The organism is Corynebacterium sp. DNF00584 (assembly GCF_001552965.1).
Lineage (GTDB): Bacteria > Actinomycetota > Actinomycetes > Mycobacteriales > Mycobacteriaceae > Corynebacterium > Corynebacterium phoceense.
Genome location: NZ_KQ959744.1, coordinates 24,559 through 42,674, shown reverse-complemented (window position 1 = coordinate 42,674; position 18,116 = coordinate 24,559). Strand labels below are relative to the sequence as shown.

Annotated in this window: 13 protein-coding genes and 1 pseudogene; 9 read left to right on the top strand and 5 right to left on the bottom strand. The window is 63.2% G+C overall.

All coding sequences use genetic code 11. From position 1 onward, the window contains the following. Positions 1-22: 22 nt before the first annotated feature. Complete coding sequence (locus tag HMPREF0307_RS05360) at positions 23-2,872, top strand: DEAD/DEAH box helicase (RefSeq protein ID WP_066488810.1); 2,850 nt, start codon at positions 23-25, stop codon at positions 2,870-2,872. A 130-nt stretch (positions 2,873-3,002) separates the two neighbouring features. Here HMPREF0307_RS05360 and HMPREF0307_RS05355 read toward each other — a convergent pair whose 3' ends face one another. Then, positions 3,003-3,245, bottom strand: coding sequence for a hypothetical protein (locus HMPREF0307_RS05355; RefSeq protein WP_141759223.1), 243 nt, complete (start codon positions 3,243-3,245; stop codon positions 3,003-3,005). Between the two features lie 243 nt (positions 3,246-3,488). Here HMPREF0307_RS05355 and HMPREF0307_RS13285 point away from each other — a divergent pair. Next, positions 3,489-4,385 (top strand): annotated as a pseudogene (locus tag HMPREF0307_RS13285) (trypsin-like serine protease). Positions 4,386-4,475: 90 nt separating this feature from the next. Here the strand turns inward: HMPREF0307_RS13285 and HMPREF0307_RS05340 are convergent. From HMPREF0307_RS05340 to HMPREF0307_RS05325, 4 genes are all read right to left on the bottom strand, one after another. Next, positions 4,476-5,594: an RNase H family protein gene (locus HMPREF0307_RS05340; protein WP_066488785.1), complete on the bottom strand. Its 1,119-nt coding sequence runs from the start codon at positions 5,592-5,594 to the stop codon at positions 4,476-4,478. 259 nt (positions 5,595-5,853) lie between these two features. Further along, positions 5,854-7,146: a sulfate adenylyltransferase subunit 1 gene (locus HMPREF0307_RS05335; protein ID WP_066488780.1), complete on the bottom strand. Its 1,293-nt coding sequence runs from the start codon at positions 7,144-7,146 to the stop codon at positions 5,854-5,856. Then, positions 7,146-8,072 (bottom strand): sulfate adenylyltransferase subunit CysD, encoded by a 927-nt coding sequence (cysD, locus tag HMPREF0307_RS05330; RefSeq protein WP_066488770.1) that lies wholly within the window; start codon positions 8,070-8,072, stop codon positions 7,146-7,148. The genes HMPREF0307_RS05335 and cysD overlap by 1 nt, the downstream gene beginning before the upstream one ends. 13 nt (positions 8,073-8,085) lie before the next feature. Continuing rightward, entirely contained in the window at positions 8,086-8,871 is a 786-nt protein-coding gene (locus HMPREF0307_RS05325) for a phosphoadenylyl-sulfate reductase (protein WP_066488766.1), read from the bottom strand. Positions 8,872-9,029: 158 nt separating this feature from the next. Here HMPREF0307_RS05325 and HMPREF0307_RS05320 point away from each other — a divergent pair, with 158 nt between their 5' ends. From HMPREF0307_RS05320 to HMPREF0307_RS05290, 7 genes are all read left to right on the top strand, one after another. Continuing rightward, positions 9,030-9,467: a methylenetetrahydrofolate--tRNA-(uracil-5-)-methyltransferase gene (locus HMPREF0307_RS05320; RefSeq protein ID WP_066488762.1), complete on the top strand. Its 438-nt coding sequence runs from the start codon at positions 9,030-9,032 to the stop codon at positions 9,465-9,467. Positions 9,468-9,552: 85 nt separating this feature from the next. Beyond that, positions 9,553-11,268, top strand: a complete 1,716-nt coding sequence (locus HMPREF0307_RS05315) for an ABC transporter ATP-binding protein (RefSeq protein WP_066488761.1) — start codon at positions 9,553-9,555, stop codon at positions 11,266-11,268. 3 nt (positions 11,269-11,271) lie between these two features. After that, positions 11,272-13,224, top strand: coding sequence for an ABC transporter ATP-binding protein (locus HMPREF0307_RS05310; protein ID WP_066488756.1), 1,953 nt, complete (start codon positions 11,272-11,274; stop codon positions 13,222-13,224). A 159-nt stretch (positions 13,225-13,383) separates the two neighbouring features. Then, positions 13,384-14,181: a hypothetical protein gene (locus HMPREF0307_RS05305; protein ID WP_066488753.1), complete on the top strand. Its 798-nt coding sequence runs from the start codon at positions 13,384-13,386 to the stop codon at positions 14,179-14,181. A 679-nt stretch (positions 14,182-14,860) separates the two neighbouring features. Then, entirely contained in the window at positions 14,861-16,201 is a 1,341-nt protein-coding gene (locus HMPREF0307_RS05300) for a cation:proton antiporter (RefSeq protein WP_066488748.1), read from the top strand. Positions 16,202-16,211: 10 nt separating this feature from the next. After that, positions 16,212-16,841: a DUF1707 SHOCT-like domain-containing protein gene (locus tag HMPREF0307_RS05295; RefSeq protein ID WP_255356861.1), complete on the top strand. Its 630-nt coding sequence runs from the start codon at positions 16,212-16,214 to the stop codon at positions 16,839-16,841. Between the two features lie 27 nt (positions 16,842-16,868). Then, on the top strand, positions 16,869-18,086 hold the full coding sequence (locus tag HMPREF0307_RS05290; RefSeq protein ID WP_066488740.1) for a pyridoxal phosphate-dependent aminotransferase: 1,218 nt from the start codon (positions 16,869-16,871) through the stop codon (positions 18,084-18,086). Positions 18,087-18,116 lie beyond the last annotated feature (30 nt).

Below are 18,116 nucleotides of genomic sequence, written 5' to 3'. Positions count from 1 at the left end.
AACACCTACAGACCAGCACGCCATGGATAGCCGCACTCTCCTCGACGACGTCCGCTTCGGATTTGTCGATCGCCACACACCCGCCGAGAAGATCCTCAACCCGCGGCTCATCAGCAATGAAAAACCGGACACCATGCACCGCGCGATCCGCGATGAGCTGCGCCGCGCTGAATCGTTTACCTTCTCCGTTGCGTTTATCTCGGCGAGCGCGCTGGCGCTCCTCAAAGAGGACCTTCTCGAGTTCGTGGCGCGCGGCGGTCGCGGCGAGATCATCACGTCGAACTACCTCGACTTCAACGAGCCGACCATGTTCCGCGAGCTGCTGGGGCTCGAGGGCATCACCGCCTACGTCCACGACGATGAGCACGGCGGCTTCCATCCCAAGGGTTACGTCTTCCACGACCCCGGCGAGGTCACCGCTATCGTGGGCAGCGCCAACCTCACTCCTCATGCGCTCATTCACAATCGCGAGTGGAACCTGAAGTTCTCGACGAGCTATGACGGCGATATCGCGCTTCAGCTTGAGGATGCCGTTCGTCTTCAGCGCACGCGGGGGACGCTGCTCACCGAAGAGTGGATTGCACGCTACGAGCAGACGCGGCGCAACCGCGTGCTCATCGTGCCCGATGCGGCGCCGAACGCTGGCCACATCGTCGCCAACGCCATGCAACGCGAGGCGCTCGACGGCATCGGAAAGCTGCGGCAGGCTGGCGAGAAGAAGGCGCTCATCATCTCCGCGACGGGCACGGGCAAGACCATCCTCGCCGCACTTGCGGTCAAGGAGATGGACCCGCGCCGCGTGCTTTTCATTGCTCACCGAGGCGAGATTCTCTCCAAGTCCCGCTCCGAATTCCAGCGCGTGCTGGGCGGTGCCGACAACGACTACGGCCTGCTCGTCGGCGGCCATAACGACGCCGACGCGCGCTATGTGTTCGCCTCCGTGCAGTCCCTCAACAGCCGGGATGCCTATCGCCAGTTCGCTCCCGATGCCTTCGACGTCATCGTTGTCGACGAAGTCCACCGCGGCGCCGCGGCCAGCTACCGCACACTCATCGACTACTTCCGGCCGGGTTTCCTCCTCGGACTCACCGCGACGCCCGAGCGCACCGACGGCGGCAACATCTTTGAGCTCTTCGACTACAACGTGCCGTACGAGATTCGCCTCCAAGCCGCACTCGATAACGACATGTTGGCGCCGTTCCACTATTACGGCGTCACCGATTATGAGACCGAGGACGGCGAACTCATCGAGAATACGACGCAACTGTCCCGCCTCGTCTCCCACGAACGGCTCGCCCACATTCTACGCACGCTCGAGACCTACGGGCATGCCGAAAATGTCCGTGGCCTCATCTTTTGCTCCCGCATCGAAGAAGCGGTGGAGCTCAGCAATGGGCTCAACCAATCAAAAATCAACGGCCGTCCACTCACAACCGTCGCTCTTTCCGGCAACGACAGTCCCGAGGTTCGCGACGCCGCGCTCCGTCGGCTCAACGCGGGCGAGCTCGACTACATCCTGACCGTCGATATCTTTAACGAGGGCGTGGATATCCCCTCGGTCAACCAAGTCGTCATGATGCGCAACACGCAGTCGTCCATCATCTTCACCCAGCAGCTCGGCCGCGGCCTGCGCAAGGCTGCCGGCAAAGACCACCTGCGCGTCATCGACTTCATCGGTAATTACACGAATAACTACCTCATTCCCGTCGCCCTCTTTGGCGACAACAGCCGCAACAAGGACTCCATCCGCAAGAAGATCATCGACGCCGGCGAGGACAACACCATCTCCGGCGTCTCCAGCGTCAACTTCACGAAGGTCGCCCGCCAGCGCATCTTCGCCTCGCTCGCCGTAGCGCGCATTGACGGCGTCGCCGAGTTCAAGAAAGACATCGCCGCCCTCCAGTCGCGTCTCGGCCGCGTGCCGCGGCTCATCGACTTCGCCCGCTTCGACACCGCGGACCCCTACGTCCTCGCCACGCGCCGCACGGATCATTATTGGGATTTGCTCGTCAAGGCCAAGCTTGCCGATGCCCCCTCGCCCCGCGCGTCAGAATTCCTCAAGTTCCTCTCCCGCGAGCTGCTCCATGGCAAAGCCCCGCAAGAGCTCCTGCTCCTCCAACGCTTGCTCGCACACGGCCCCTGCTCCGTCGCCGAGTTCACACACATCCTCGAAGCCCACCACGCCGCGCACTCCCCCGCTGATCTCAGCGTGGTCGAGCGCGTTCTTTCCCTCGAGTTCTTCACGGAGGGGGCCTACAAGTTGGAGGGCGTCGTCGCTCTTGCCGACGGTATCTATCGTCTCGAACCCACTTTTGCCGAGACCTACCGCGGCAATCTCGAGTTCCGCACTCACGTCGACGACGTCATCGAGACCGGGCTCTTCCTCTCCCGGGAGCGCGGCTTTACCGGCGGCGAGCTCAAGGTGGGCAACAAGTACTCGCGCAAGGACGTCTCGCGACTACTGCGTCTCGAGTCCAACCAGGAGGGCACGCTCAACGGCTACAAGGTCGACAAGTACTCCGCGACTATTCCCATTTTCGTCAACTATCACAAGGCCGAAGACGTCGACGCTTCCATCGCCTACGAGGATAAGTTTCTCGACACCGGCACCATGAAGTGGTTTACGCGCTCCAACCGCACGCTCCGCAGCGGCGAGGTCCGCGACATCCTCGCTGACGAACTGCCCATTCACCTCTTCGTGCGCCGCGACGACACCGAGGGACGTGACTTCTACTATCTCGGTCTCGTTCACCCCAGTCAGCCCGAGCAGACCACCATGCCCCAAACCGGCCAGCCCGTGGTGACCATGCACCTCACTCTCGAGCAGCCCCTCACCGAGGAATTCCTGGGCTACCTCCAGTCGAAGTCCTAAATTTCGCGCCATCACAGGCAAGTGGAACGCCGAACCGTTCGGATCCTGGGTGTTAAATCGTTCAATCACAGGGTGTTAAAACGTTCAATTAAAGAGTGTTGAAACGTTCAAAGTCAGGGTGTTAGAACGTTCAATCTTCCTGCGCGAGAGCTTCTGGCGCACCAAAATAATGGGGATTGCCGATTTTCTGAGCTGCGGGAACGATCATGACCTCGACTGCGGCGGAGGGACGGGGAGCAAAGGTGAGCGAGAGGGCATCGGCAAGCTCGGCGTACGTCGCGGTCATGCCCGCCTCGGTGGAATACGGCGCGCGGTGGGCGAGACAGCCCAGACTTCCCGGCCGGAAGTGCCCCGGCGCGAAGTCCAGGTGCACGGCGGCGAAAAGACCGAAATTTTTAACCTCAAGGCTCGACAAAGACTGAGGACGCAGGAAACTACTTCCACGTCTTTCTCCGTTTGGATTGACCGCGGGTCCCCCAAAAGCCTGCATGCCACGTATATGTGCATGATTTATGTCACCTGGTGAAACACTATGAAATTCACAAACAATTATTAAATTAAGAAAGGAAATCCTGTTCCTTTCGCCCGCTCTATCACTCAATCTCGAGGTTGCTTCATGTCTCTCGCCTCTCGCCTCGCCTCTGCTGCTGTCGCTCTGGCTGCCACCACCTCCCTCATGGCGGCGCCGGCGTCGGCTATTGAAAATGCGCCGATTGCTTCCGATGCCCTCTCGAACACCGCCGCGCGCGTAACCGCCGACGTCGCAGGTGGCACGTTTGTATGCACCGGCGCAGCCATTTCGCCGACCGTCATCCTGACCGCTCGCCACTGCACAACCCAGGCCGATCCGACCTCGGTGACGGCGCCGGATGGCACCGTCATCCCCGTTACTGGCTTCACTGCAAGTAACAAGTCCGACCTCGCCGTGCTCAAGCTGGGCCGAACCTAGACTGGGGATATCGCTCGCACTTCCGTGGTTCCTGCCCGCGCGAAGTCCACGTTCGCTGCCTATGGAATGGGTGGCAACGAGAACAACACGCTACGCGTCTCGCGCGGCGTTGTCACGATTCCCGTGTCCTCGAATACCTCCATGAGTTTCGATGGTCAGTTGCTCTCCCCGCTCATGGGTGAGACCAGCGATGGTTCCTCCTGGGAGCACGGCGATTCAGGCGGACCGGTAGTCAACAACAACGGCGAGATCATCGGTGTCATTTCGGGCGTCTCGGCGACGGGATTCTTCTCCGACAAACCGATGAACGTCATCGGACCACTGTCCGTCGATGCCGCGTTGCTGACCAACGCAGGAGTGACGCCGGTCGTGCCGTCCCAGTCGGATCCCACGCCGTCTGTTCCGGGCACCATCATTCCGAATCCGTCGGACCTTGTTCCTGGCTCGAACAGCCCTGATGCGGGTTCGTCGCTGGATGCCGGCTCGATCATCGGCATCATCACTGCCGTCATCAGCCTGCTGGGCGCGCTGGGTGGCCTCGCCTCGCAGTTCGGTCTCATCTAACGAGTAGGCATGCACAGAAGCCGACGCAGTGGATGCGTCGGCTTTGGCATTCTTGGGGTGCGGCTGAGCCGTGGGGCTCCCCCGCCTTAATTAGGCGAGGGCGGGGGCGGCGTGGAAGTCCTCGTTGGACTCCATGCCGATGAGGTCCTCGATGTCCGCGTGTGCCAGGGCCTCGGTGAACTCGTCGCGGATGCGGTCCCAGACGGCAGTGTTGCGGCCGCCGTGAAGGCGCCACTCGCGGTCGCGACGCGCGTAGACCGCAGCGCGGTCCGCGAACTCGTTGAGCAGGTGGCCGTGGTGGCCGCGCACCCAGTGGACGTTGACCACGACGCCGGCGTCGCGCCATTCCTGGACAATCTGCGCACACTTCTTCATGCCAACGTGATGCAGAAGGCCCGGGTACTCCTCCGGCTGGTTGAAGAGGCGATAGCACGTCATGCTGTCCGTGAGCACGTCGATGACGCGGAATCCACGGTGGCCGTAGCCCTGCACCGCCGAGGCTATGGCAGTGGCTTCAGCGGGCGCGATGGATTGAGCGCGCAGGCTACCAATAAAAAGGTCGCCGGTCGAGGACGCGGCTGCCCAGCCAGCGGTAGAGCCGTACGTGTTGCGGGAGGCGTCCGTGCCAACGACAACGTGAGCAAGAGCCGCGTATTCGGCAGCAGCCTTGGCTTCCTCTTCGCGGGCACGCTTGGCTTCGTACTCGTCCTGCAGAGAGGTCACGGCAGCGGAGTGCCAGGTGCGGCAGGCCTGCCACGTGGACTGCATCGCAGCGCCGGAGACAACGGTGCGCACGACCATGCCAGGGTATTCCTCCGGGTAGGCGGTGAGCACCTGGCAGACCTCCGGCGAGGAGACGTACACGGCCGTGGTGCCGTCCTCTGCAGGAGCGGCATGCTGCGACCACAGGCGGTGGAAGGCCTCGGCCATGACGCCGGCGAGGTCCATGGCCTCGGCACGAGCGACCTGCATGCGGCAGTCCTCGGGGTAGTCGCCGAAGCCGCGCTCCTTGGCCGGCGTCAGGACGCGGACGAAGAGGTCCTTGGCGCGGCCATTGCAACCGGTCGACACGACCGCGTAGCGGACCGAGTCCACGGTAACGAGGGCACCATAGACGACGAGCGATGCAGCAACCGGGCGCGCGGAGGCAGCGATGGCAGCCGGATTAGGGGTCAGCGTGCCGGGTTTGTGGGAATAGGGGGCGGACATGAGGTTGGTTCCTTTTCTTGTACGAGGGTCGACATCGGTCATAGCGCTCGGGATTGCGCGCTATGGTGTCCACCTTATGAAGCACCCCTGACATGAACTCGGGCGCCGTGGACTTGAGCCTAGAACGAGCATGCGAACGCCCTCGTAGCCGCCCAGAGGTTACAAAAAATGTCACCCCGAAAACCACAGAAATTCGGCTGGACACCACAGGATTTCTGCGATGCCCGGCCGAATTCAGGGCTAATGCACAAGGCGCTATCTAGCGCAGGCGCTGCCCCACGAAGCCAGCGGCCAGGGTGTTGCCGCTGGACTGGTCGATAAGCAGGAAGTTGCCCACGGCGCCACGAGCGGCGTAGTCCTCCACGGGCAGTTCCTGGGCGGTCTGCAGCGTGATGTGCGCGATGTCGTTGAGGGTGGCCTTCTCCGGGTTGTCAGTGTCGGCGACGCCATCGAGGTCGAGGATGCGGTCGACGCTCGTGATACGGGCCTTGACCTGGGCCGCGCCGTAGCGCAGCTTGAGCATCTGGCCCGGGGTGAGGTCTTTCTCGGTGAGCACGACGGCGGTGGCCACAAACTCGCGGACGGGCTCGGGGCGGGGGCCGGCGGCGAGGAGATCGCCGCGGGCGAGGTCGATCTCATCGGCAAGCCGGAGGACGATGGAGTCGCCGGCGCGGGCGGCATCGGCAGGCCCATCGGTGATGTCGATGTTGGTCACGGTCGTGGTGCGGCCGTGCGGGGCGGTGACCTCATCGCCCACGGCGATGGAGCCGGCCTTCACACGGCCCGCGTAGCCGCGGTAGTCCGAGGCGTGCTCGCGGATGACGTGCTGGATGGGGAAACGGAAGTCGAGTTCCTCCGCGCGGCCACCGGTGACGGGGACGGACTCAAGGACCTCCAGCACCGTGGGGCCGGTGTACCAGTCCATGTTGGTGGACGGCTCGACAACGTTATCGCCCTTGAGCGCGGAGATGGGCACGACAGTGGAGTCGGTGATGCCCAGGCGATTGGCGATGGAGTGGAAGTCCTCCTCGATGGCGCGGAAGGTCGCCTCGTCATAGTCGACCAAGTCGATCTTGTTCACTGCGAGGATGACGTGGCGCACGCCCAGGAGTGCGGCGACGTTGAGGTGGCGGCGGGTCTGCTCGACGACGCCATAGCGGGCATCGATAAGCAGGACGACGACCTGGGAGGTAGACATGCCGGTCACGGTGTTGCGGGTGTACTGCACGTGGCCCGGGGTGTCCGCGAGGATGAACGTGCGCTTATCCGTTGCGAAGTAGCGATAGGCGACATCGATGGTAATGCCCTGCTCACGCTCGGCGCGCAAGCCATCGACGAGGAGGGAAAGATCCATGCCGTCGAAGCCGCGGTCCGCAGAGGAGCGTTCCATGGACTCGACCTGGTCGGCGAGTACGGACTTCGTGTCGTAGAGCAGGCGGCCCACGAAGGTGGACTTGCCGTCGTCCACGGAACCGGCGGTGCACAGGCGCAGGGTCTCACGCTCTTTGAGGGCGGCTACCTGCGGCGTTGCGGTATCAATAGCGGTAGTCATCAGAAGTAGCCTTCCTTCTTGCGGTCCTCCATGGCAGACTCGGAGAGTTTGTCATCGGCGCGGGTGGCGCCGCGCTCGGACAGGGTGGAGATGGAAATCTCAGCGAGGATCTCGTCCGGGGTGGACGCGGTGGACTCGACGGCACCGGTGCAGGACATGTCGCCCACGGTGCGGTAGCGCACGGTCTTGGTCACGAGCTCCTCACCCTCCTTGGGGCCGCCCCACTCACCGGGGCACAGCCACATGCCGCCCCGGTTAAACAGCTCGCGCTGGTGGGAGTAGTAAATGGACGGCAGCTGCAGGTTGCGGGCGCCGATGTACTCCCAGATATCGGACTCCGTCCAGTTGGAGATGGGGAAGACGCGGACGTTCTCACCGGCCATCTTGCCGCCGTTGTAGAGGTCCCAGAGCTCGGGGCGCTGGCGGCGCGGATCCCAGCCGCCGAAGGAGTCGCGGATGGAGAAGATACGCTCCTTGGCGCGGGCGCGCTCCTCGTCGCGGCGGGCGCCGCCCAGGACGGCGTCGTACTGGCGCTCGGCGATGGTTTCGACAAGCGGTACGGACTGGAGCGGGTTACGCGTGCCATCGGGGCGCTCCTGCAGGTCACCGCGGTCGATCCAGTCCTGGACCTTTGCGACGTGGAGGCGGGCACCAGTTTCGGCGACGAGGCGGTCACGGAACTCGATGACCTCCGGGAAGTTGTGGCCGGTGTCGACGTGGAGGAGCTCGAAGGGCACGGTGGCCGGAGCGAAGGCGCGGCGGGCAAGCTCGAAGACGACCACGGAGTCCTTGCCGCCGGAAAACAGCAGGCCCACCTTGTCGAACTGGCCGGCGACCTCACGCAGGATGTGGAGGGATTCGTTCTCCAGGTCCTTGAGGTGCGGCGACAGCGCGCCTGCCGGCGCTTTAGAAATAGTCGTAGTCATGGGGGTCAGCTCCTTACTCGTGCAATCCGCACTCGGTCTTGCCATCCGCAAAAACGCGGCCCGAGCGCGCGTCCTCGCCTTCTGCGACGGGGAAGGTCAGCGGGGCGCAGCCAATGGACCGGTAACCCTGCAGCGTAAGCGGATGGATGATGAGGTCGTGGTCCTTGATGTACGCGTCCGTATCCTCGAGGTCCCACGTAATAATCGGCGAGATCTTCAGGCGGCCGTGTTGGTCGAGGCTCAGCGCCGGCGCGGTGGCGCGGTGCTCAGAGTCGGCGCGGCGCAGGCCGGTGACCCAACCGACGTAGGGGTCCATCGCCATGTTGAGCGGCTCGACCTTACGCATGCGGTTATACGCGGCGACGTCGCGGGCATAGAGGCGGGGGCCGTAGACCTCGTCCTGCTCCTCGGGACTCAACAGCGGGAGGACGCGCACGAGCGGGAGGTCCGGGTAGCGCTCCGCGACGCGGTCGGCGGTCTCGAGAGTCTCCGGGAAGTGGAACCCCGTATCAATAAAGAGAAGGTCCGCGTCGAGGTGCGCGCGGTGCGCGAGCTCGGCCAGAACAGTGTTCTCCATGGACATCGTCACGGCGAGGCGGCCCGGCGCGTGCTCGGCGGCCCACTCGATGATCTCTTCTGCCGTCGCGTCATGGAGCTTGTCGGCCCAGTCCTCGACGAGCGCACGGTTAGTGGCGGCCACCTCGGGGTCGAGCGGCGCGGTATCGCGCGTGCCCTCGGGGCTCATGGCCGGGTCGCGGAACGTCTTTCCCGCGTCCAGGAGATTAATCGGTTCTGTCATGCCGAACACTCTAAAGAACCACGCAGTCTGCTGCAGCCCGAACCGGACATTACGGGGCGTGAGCTTGCCTGATGTCATGAATGTTAATTGCGCAAGGTGTACGGCTCGGTCTATATTTATAGACAAGCCAGTCTAGGGATACAGAAAGGACGACACGCATGCACGACCACCAGCGCGTCATCATCGTCGGCGAGGGCCCATCCTCGCTGTCCGCAGCAGAACACCTCATCGCTGCGGGCATGTGTGTCGACCTCATCTCTTCCTCTCCTGCACCGCTCGGTCTACTCCAGCGCTATGCTTCCGATGCCCTCAATCCCTGCGGCCCCGCAGCCACCCCGCGCCTGCGGCTCATCGGCAACGTGAAAGTCGGCGCCCGCCCAGGAGAGGGGGATATCACCCACGCCGAGCTCCATCGCCTCGCGGCGACCGGCCAGCGCGAGCTCATCATCCTAGAGCTCAAGGCCCGCGGCATTCCCGTCACCACGTGGGAGGGACTGTGCGTCCCCCTCGACGGCGCAGAGCCCACGGACTGGGAAGCCATCCAGTCCAGCGCTCGCCATGCCGGCGTGCGCGCCACCGAGCTCGCCATGGCGTAGTTCGCGCACATAAGCGACGCTGCAAGCGAACCCCCCAGCTCGAACTTAAAGCTTTAACACCGAAGATTGCTAAAGTTGGTTCCTTGTGGAACTGATCAAACTCATCGGTCGCTACGCGAAGCCGTACACCTGGCAAATCCTGGCGGTACTCGCGCTGCAGGCCATCTCAACCGCAGCGACGCTCTACCTGCCGTCGCTCAACGCGGACATCATCGACCAGGGCGTCGCCCAGGGCGACGTCCCCTATATCTGGACCACGGGCCGCGTCATGCTCGCCGTCGCGTTCGTCCAGGTCATCGCCGCCGTCATCGCCGTGTGGTTCGGCGCGCGTTCCGCCATGGGCCTCGGCCGCGATATCCGCGCGATGGTCTTCCGCCGCGTCGCGCGCTACTCCGCCGAGGACATGGGTCACTTCGGCACGCCGACGCTCATCACGCGCGGCACGAACGACGTCCAGCAAGTCCAGATGACGTTCATGATGACCCTGAACTTCATGGTGTCCGCGCCGATTATGGCCATCGGCGGCATCATCATGGCCATGCGTGAAGACGCTGGCCTCTCCTGGCTCGTGTGGGTCTCCGTCGCAGTGCTCCTCGGCGTCATTTCCGCGCTCATCGCCAAGCTCATGCCGCTCTTCCGCGTCATGCAGGACAAGCTTGACGCCATCAACGGCACGCTGCGCGAGCAGATCACCGGCATCCGCGTCGTCCGCGCCTTCGTCCGCGAGGCCCACGAGACCGAGCGCTTTACCGAGGCCAACGAGGACATCACGCAGCTTTCGCTCAAGATCGGCAACCTGTTCGTCACGATGTTCCCCATCATCACGGTGATCCTCAACGTCGCGACCGGCGCCGTGCTCTGGTTCGGCGGCCACCGCGTCGACGACGGACTCGTCGCGGTCGGCTCGCTCACGGCTTTCCTCCAGTACCTCATGCAGATCCTCGCCGCCGTCATGATGGGCACGTTTATGGCCATGATGCTCCCCCGCGCCATCATCTGCGCCAAGCGCATCACCGAGGTCCTCAACCGCGCCCCGTCCATCGTCGAGCCCGAGCACCCCATCGAGCCCGCACACGAGACCGGCGAGGTCGAATTCGATAACGTGACGTTCTCCTACGCCGGCGCCGATGCCCCCGTCCTCGAGAACGTCTCCTTTACCGCCCACCCCGGCCAGACCACCGCCATTATCGGCGCGACCGGCTCAGGCAAGACCACGCTGCTCTCCCTCATTCCGCGTCTCTACCTGCCCACGCAGGGCCAGGTCCGGATCGACGGTGTGGCAACGAGCGACCTGGCGCGAGAGGGCATCGTCAAGCGCGTGGCCCTCGTCCCGCAAAAACCCTACCTGTTTAGCGGCACCGTGGCCTCCAACCTACGCACCGGCGCACCCGACGCGACGGACGAGGAGCTGTGGGACGCCCTTAAAGTCGCGCAGGCGAACTTCGTGACGGACCTCGACATGCCCATCGCGCAGGGCGGCACGAACGTCTCCGGTGGCCAGCGCCAGCGCCTGTCCATCGCGCGCATGCTCGTCGCAAAACCGAAGGTCTATCTCTTCGATGACTCTTTCTCCGCGCTCGACGTCATCACGGACGCGAAAGTCCGCGAGGCCATGCGCTCCTATACCGCCGACGCCACGACCATCATCGTCGCGCAGCGCGTGAGCTCCATCGAGAACGCGGACCAGATTCTTGTCATGGAGGCCGGCCGCGTGGTGGCCAAGGGCACCCATGCGCAGCTGCTCGAGACATCCCCGACGTACCGCGAGATCGTCGAATCCCAAGCGACGGTGGAGGCATAAACCATGGCTAAAAAGACTCAAGAACTCTCCGAGCAGGAGCTCCACGAGCTCGAAGCCGCCACCGCTGGCGACGATTGGTCCGGCTCCGCCCCGCGCACCGCGAAGAACTTCTGGCCCTCGGCCAAGCGCCTCATTGGCCTGCTCGGCGGGCACAAGGCGGCGCTCGCGGTCATCGGCCTCTTCAACGTGGTCTGCGTTGTCCTCGCCGTCGTCGCCCCGAAGATCATGGGTAAGGCCACGGACGTCATTTTCTCCGGCGTCGTCTCGCGCATGCTGCCCGCCGGCACCACCAAGGAAGAAGCCGTCGCGGGCCTGCGCGCTGCTGGCCAGGACCAGTTCGCGGACATGGCGTCGGGCATGGAGCTCCACCCTGGCAGCGGAATCGACTTCACGCGCCTGGGCCAGATCATCATCCTCGTCATCCTCATGTACGTGGTGTCCTCGCTCTTCCAGCTCTGGCAGGGCTTATGGCTCAACAAGCTGGTCATGGGCGTCGTCTACGATCTGCGCCAGCAGGTCGAGGCCAAGGTCAACCGCCTGCCGCTGAACTACTTCGACACCAACCAGCGCGGCGACCTCCTCTCGCGCACTACCAACGACGTGGATAACGTGCAGCAGGCCCTCCAACAGGCGATCAGCCAGATGTTCTACAACGTCCTGCTCGTGGTGGGCATTACCGTCATGATGTTCAACGTCTCCTGGCGCCTCGCACTCATCGCGCTGCTCTCGCTGCCGCTCACCGGCATCGTCATCGGCGTCATCGGCACCCGCTCCCAGAAGCAATTCAAGACGCAATGGAAGTCCACGGGCCTGCTCAATGGCCAGGTCGAGGAGGCCTTCTCCGGCCACGAGCTTGCCCAGGTCTTCGGTCGCACCAAGGCCATGACCGCCGAGTTCGACGAGCGCAACGAGGAGCTCTTCCGCTCCGCGTCCCTCGCCCAGTTCCTCTCCGGCATCATGATGCCGATCATGCAGTTCATCTCGTACCTGTCCTACGTCGCCATCGCCGTCCTCGGCGGCCTGCGCGTGGCCCACGGCCAGATGACATTGGGCGATGCCCAGGCGTTTATCCAGTACTCCCGCGAGTTCAACCAGCCGCTCGGCCAGCTGGGCGGCATGGCCCAGCAGGTCCAGTCCGGCGTCGCCTCCGCCGAGCGCGTCTTCGAGTTCCTCGACGCCGAGGAACAGCTTCCCGATGCCCCCTCCTCCCACCCCGGCCGCGCCCGCGGCCTCGTTGAGTTCGATCATGTGGCATTCTCCTACGATCCGGAGAAACCCTTGATTAAGGACCTGTCCCTGCGCGTCGAGCCCGGCCAGACCGCCGCCATCGTCGGCCCCACCGGTGCCGGTAAGACCACGCTGGTCAACCTGCTCATGCGTTTCTACGAGATCGACTCGGGTGAAATTCGCCTCGACGGTGTCTCCACGGCTTCGCTCTCGCGCGCTGAGCTGCGCTCCCAGGTGGGCATGGTGCTCCAGGATGCCGTGCTCTTTAAGGGCACCATCATGGATAACATCCGCTACGGCCGCCTCGACGCCACGGACGAGGAGGTCATCGCCGCCGCGAAGGCCACGTACGTCGACCGCTTTGTGCACTCCCTCCCCGACGGCTACGACACGGTCATCGACCAGGACGGCGGATCCGTCTCCGCTGGCGAGCGCCAGCTCATCACCATCGCGCGCGCTTTCCTCGCCCAACCGGCGCTGCTCATCCTCGACGAAGCCACCTCCTCCGTCGACACCCGCACCGAGGTCCTCGTCCAGGACGCCATGAACGCCCTGCGCGCCGACCGCACGTCCTTCGTCATCGCCCACCGCCTGTCCACCATCCGTGACGCGGACCTCATCCTCGTCATGGAAGACGGCGACATCGTGGAGCAAGGCACCCACGCTTCACTGCTGGAGGCCCACGGCGCGTACTGGCGTCTCAACCAGGCCCAGTTCGCGGAGGACTAACCTCCTCCCCGAGACTCGTGCTGCCGCCCCTGATCTCCTGGTTCTTAGCAGTAAATCAGGGGTTTTTAATGTTTCAACCCCCGAATGCGCCATCCCGAAAATTTGTTCCTCTTTCATTGCTCCCACGTCCGCCACTCTTAACTCAAGGAGTCTTTGCCCGTGCGCAAGATTGGAACTCTTCTCTCGGCCCTCGCGCTCTCCGGCGCGCTCGTGGTCGTCCCCCAGGCCGCAACCGCTGCGCCCCTCACTTTCGCCGAAGCCTACGACCCGCAACCTTTCAACCCCTTCCCGGCTGAGGTTGGCTCCGCAGAATCGGGAGTCATCCTTCTGGATGGTCTCCCAAGCAACGACTACATTTCACGTGTAAATGTTGAATTCGGAGAAAGTCCGTACCCAATCAACCTCGCAGGAAATAGCTTCCTTCCAAGTTTTGCAAAAGCCTCAATCAACCCAGAGCCCATTTACCCTGCTGAATTCAGCGTGCCTTTCACCGCAACAATCATCTACACCGACGGAACTCGAGACACCGTTTCGGGAATTAGGACTCTCGCTCCCATTCCCACTCTTGTCAAGGACGGCGAGCCGATCCCCGCAGACCCGACGCCGGAGCTTCCGACTGTTACCGCTACGACGACCGTCACCGTGAAACCCGCACCGGTCACCACCACGGTCATCAGCCGCGAGCCTGCTACAGCCACCGAGACTACAACCGCAACCACCACGAAGACCGTCGCTGTCCCGACGACTGTGGCCACTCCGACGACGGTCACTGAAACCGCGACTGTCACGAAGGTCGCAGCACCGGTCACGGTCACGAAGACTGTGGCGACGCCGGGTGCTGCTACGGATAAGGGTTCGAGCAAGGACGGCGGGCTCATCGGCGGCATCATTGCTGCGATTGTCGCTGTCCTGGCCGCTCTGGGCGGCGGCGCGTACTGGTTCCTCAACATGCGCTAAGTCCAGCTAGTTCAGTTCCTTGCGAAAATCGCTTCTCAGATCGAAAAATTTGAGCGATTTTCACAAGGAACTTTTTTGTTGCTGCCCAAAAGCGCTCCGCGCCTCGAGCTGAAACGAGATTTTCGACAGGAACGCTGCAGCGTCCACGCGTCCCGTGGGCGGCATGAGTAATCGAGTTCACGGCAAAGTAGTTTTCATCACTGGTGCGGCCCCGGGCATGGGCGCCTCGCATGCGCACGTTCTCGCGGACGAGATTGGCGCGAACATCGCGGGAAATTTGTCACTAACGCACCCGATAATGCAGTGCTCGGCGGTGCGTCCTAGGCGCACGCGGGCAAAGAGAACGCCTCGAGCCCCGACCGAAAGGCCGGGGCTCGAGGCAACTCTATCTCTCTTAGGAGGTGTCCCATTGGCGGTGTCTCACGTCGCCACCCCGGGACCCGGGGCTATCTCTCTATCTCTCTCAGGTATGCGCCTCTCAAACGCATGAACTCATTATGGGGCGCGCACCTTGCACAGGCCGTACGAGCGCCTGCGCGCTTTCTGGCAGTTCCTGATAATTCTCTGGCAGCAGGTGAGATGGCACACTCGTGGCGGGGTGTGGGGAATCGATAACGGTTGGGCCACGGAGCAGCGCCGAGAGTAGGCACACGGCGCGGGAGGAAAGTACTCTAATCGCATGACTCACACTCTCGCCGCAGATGTTGTTGTCCTCGCGGCTGGCTCTACCGACTACACACCGTCCCTGGTCTCCTTCGCGTGGATCATGGCGGTAGCCTTGCTTGCCCCGATTGTGGCCGCCATGCTGCGCAACCGGCTGCCGTCGGTGGCACTGCTCATCATTTTCGGCATGATCATCGGCCCGTCGATCCTGGATCTGGCGCACGAGGATCCGGGCATCGGCATGCTCAAGGAAATTGGCGTGGGCGCGCTGTTCCTCCTCGCCGGCTTCGAGATTGACCTCGGCACGCTGAAATCCAAGCAAGCGAAGACCGCGTTTACGACGTGGCTGATGTGTATTATCGCGTGTATCGCGGGCGCGTACTTCCTGGTGGATACGATTCCACTCGCCATCGTCATGGGCATCGCCGTGACCTCGACGGCGCTGGGCACGATTACGCCGATGCTCAAGCAGGACAAGCTCATCGGCACGCGCGTGGGCGACTCCGTGATGATCCACGGCGCCGTTGGTGAGCTCGCACCGATTACCGCGATGGCGCTATTGCTGGGTACCCGCGCCACGTGGCTCACGGCGCTCATCCTCCTGGCCTTCTTGGGCATTGCGGTCTTTGTGGCGGTCGCGCCCCAGGCCATCGGAAAGCTCGCGCCCTGGGTGAAGCGGGCGTTTATCGCCGGTGCGGGCGCGACGAACCAAACCATCCTGCGCCTTATCGTGCTTATCCTGGCCATCCTCATGGCGGTCACGGCGGTCTTTGAGCTCGACATCGTTCTGGGCGCGTTCGCGGCTGGCATTATCCTGAACCGCGTGGTGCCGGACGAGTTCCACAAGGGTCTGGAAAACCGTCTCAACGTGCTGTGCTACTCCATGCTCATCCCGGTCTTCTTCGTGGTCTCCGGCATGTCCATCGACTGGAAGGTCATCGCAGACAAACCGCTCCAGGTCATCGGCATCCCGCTGCTCATCCTGTTCACGCGCGGCCTGCCAGTCTTCCTGCGCGAGAATGTTCACCACACTGGCTCCGAAATCGAAACCACGCGTGAGCGCCTGCAAGTCGCACTTTATGCCGCGACGGGTCTGCCGATCATCGTCGCCGTGACCACGGTGGCGGTGGCCTCCGGCATCATGGATGACGAACACGCGTCCATCTTCATCGCCGGCGGCGCGCTCACCGTCGTGATCTTCCCGCTGCTGAGTTCTCTGGTGCGCAGCAATGACCCGAACGCGGAGGAGAAGCAAAAAGAAGACGAGGACTCCACGGCCGAGTCCAGGGAAGAAGCGGAGCACGCTGAGAGAGAACAAGCAGTCAAGGACGAGCTCCGTAAGGATTCAAACACCTAATATAGACAGCGTGACTAGCTTTGGAGCCTCCCCGTTTGATAATTCGCTGCGGCTTTCTGATGCCGAGCGCACCGACGCCATGAATCAACTCGCCCGCGCCGTGGGCGAGGGACGCATCACCATGGACGAGTTCGAACAGCGCTCGGATGACATCATGCGCGCGGCCACGCGCCGCGATCTCGTGCCGCTCTTTGCCGATATCCCGGCGCGTGGCACGCAGGAGCTCAAGGTCTACTCGCAGGGCGATCTGGAGCGTGCACGAGCTGCGGCGCGCAAGCCGCGTCTGGCCACGGCGCTCATCGGCACGATCGGCCTCAACGTGGCCGCCATCTCCGTCGGCGTTGCGGGCACGGGTGCGGGGGCGGCCGTTGGGGTGGTCACCCTCTTAGCACTGGTACCGGTGCTGTGGATCCTCCTCTACGTCGCGAAAGTGGGTCCGGAAAACTGGAGCACGCCCAGCGCCCGGCAAATGGAGCGCCAACGCATGCGGGAAATCCAGCAGGCCACGGCGGCACAGCGCGCAGAGCAGAAAGCCATCGAATCCCAGATGTGGGCGCAGCGCCGCCAGCAGGCAAGCGAGCTCACGGGCGAGGCCATGAATTTCGCAAAGAAGAAATTCAATCAGTGGAACGAAAAGTAGCCTAGTCGGGGTATAGACTTAGGCGGCATGACTCGCATTTTCGATCAGGCAGACAAGCTCAAGGGCGTCGCATACGACATCCGCGGCCCGGTGACCGCCGAGGCCGAGCGCATGGAGCTCGACGGCCATTCCATTCTGAAGCTCAACACCGGTAACCCAGCCATCTTTGGCTTCGACGCGCCGGACGTCATCATGCGAGACATGATTGCGGCGCTGCCCACGTCCCAGGGTTATTCCACGTCCAAGGGCATTATCCCGGCGCGCCGTGCGATTGTGACGCGCTATGAGCTGGAGAATTTCCCGCCCTTCGACATCAATGATGTCTACGTGGGCAACGGCGTCTCCGAGCTCATTTCCATGACGACGCAGGCGCTGCTCAACAATGGCGACGAGGTCCTCATCCCCATGCCGGACTATCCACTGTGGACGGCGGCGACCTCGCTCGCGGGCGGCACCCCGGTGCACTACCTCTGCGACGAAGAAGACGACTGGAACCCCTCGCTCGAGGATATCCGCTCCAAGGTGACGGAGAAGACCAAGGCCATCGTCGTCATCAATCCGAATAACCCGACGGGCGCGGTGTACTCCCGCGAAATCCTCCAGGGCATCGTCGACATCGCGCGCGAGCACGACCTGCTCATCCTTGCCGACGAGATCTACGACCGCATCCTCTACGACGGTGCGAAACACATCTCGATCGCCTCGCTCGCCCCGGATCTGCTCACCATCACGTACAACGGCCTGTCCAAGGCCTACCGCGTCGCCGGTTACCGCGCTGGCTGGATGGTCGTCACGGGTCCGAAGAAGTACGCTCACGGCTTTATCGAGGGCCTCGATCTTCTCGCAGGCACTCGCCTGTGTGCCAACGTTCCGGGCCAGCACGCCATCCAGGTCGCGCTCGGTGGGCGCCAGTCCATCTACGAGCTCACCGGCCAGGGCGGCCGCCTGCTCGAGCAGCGCAACGTCACGTACGAGGGTCTCAACAAGATTCCGGGTGTCAGCTGTGTGAAGCCGATGGGCGCGCTCTACGCGTTCCCGCGCTTGGATCCCAACGTCTACGACATTCACGATGACACGAAACTCATGCTCGACATCCTGCGCGCGGAAAAGATTCTCATGGTTCAAGGTACGGGCTTCAACTGGCCGAACCCGGATCATTTCCGCATCGTCATGCTGCCGTGGGCCTCGCAGATCGAGAATGCCATCGAGCGCCTCGGCAACTTCCTCGTGAGCTACAAACAGTAACGATTTCCGCTATTGCTGGAGATAGTTCAC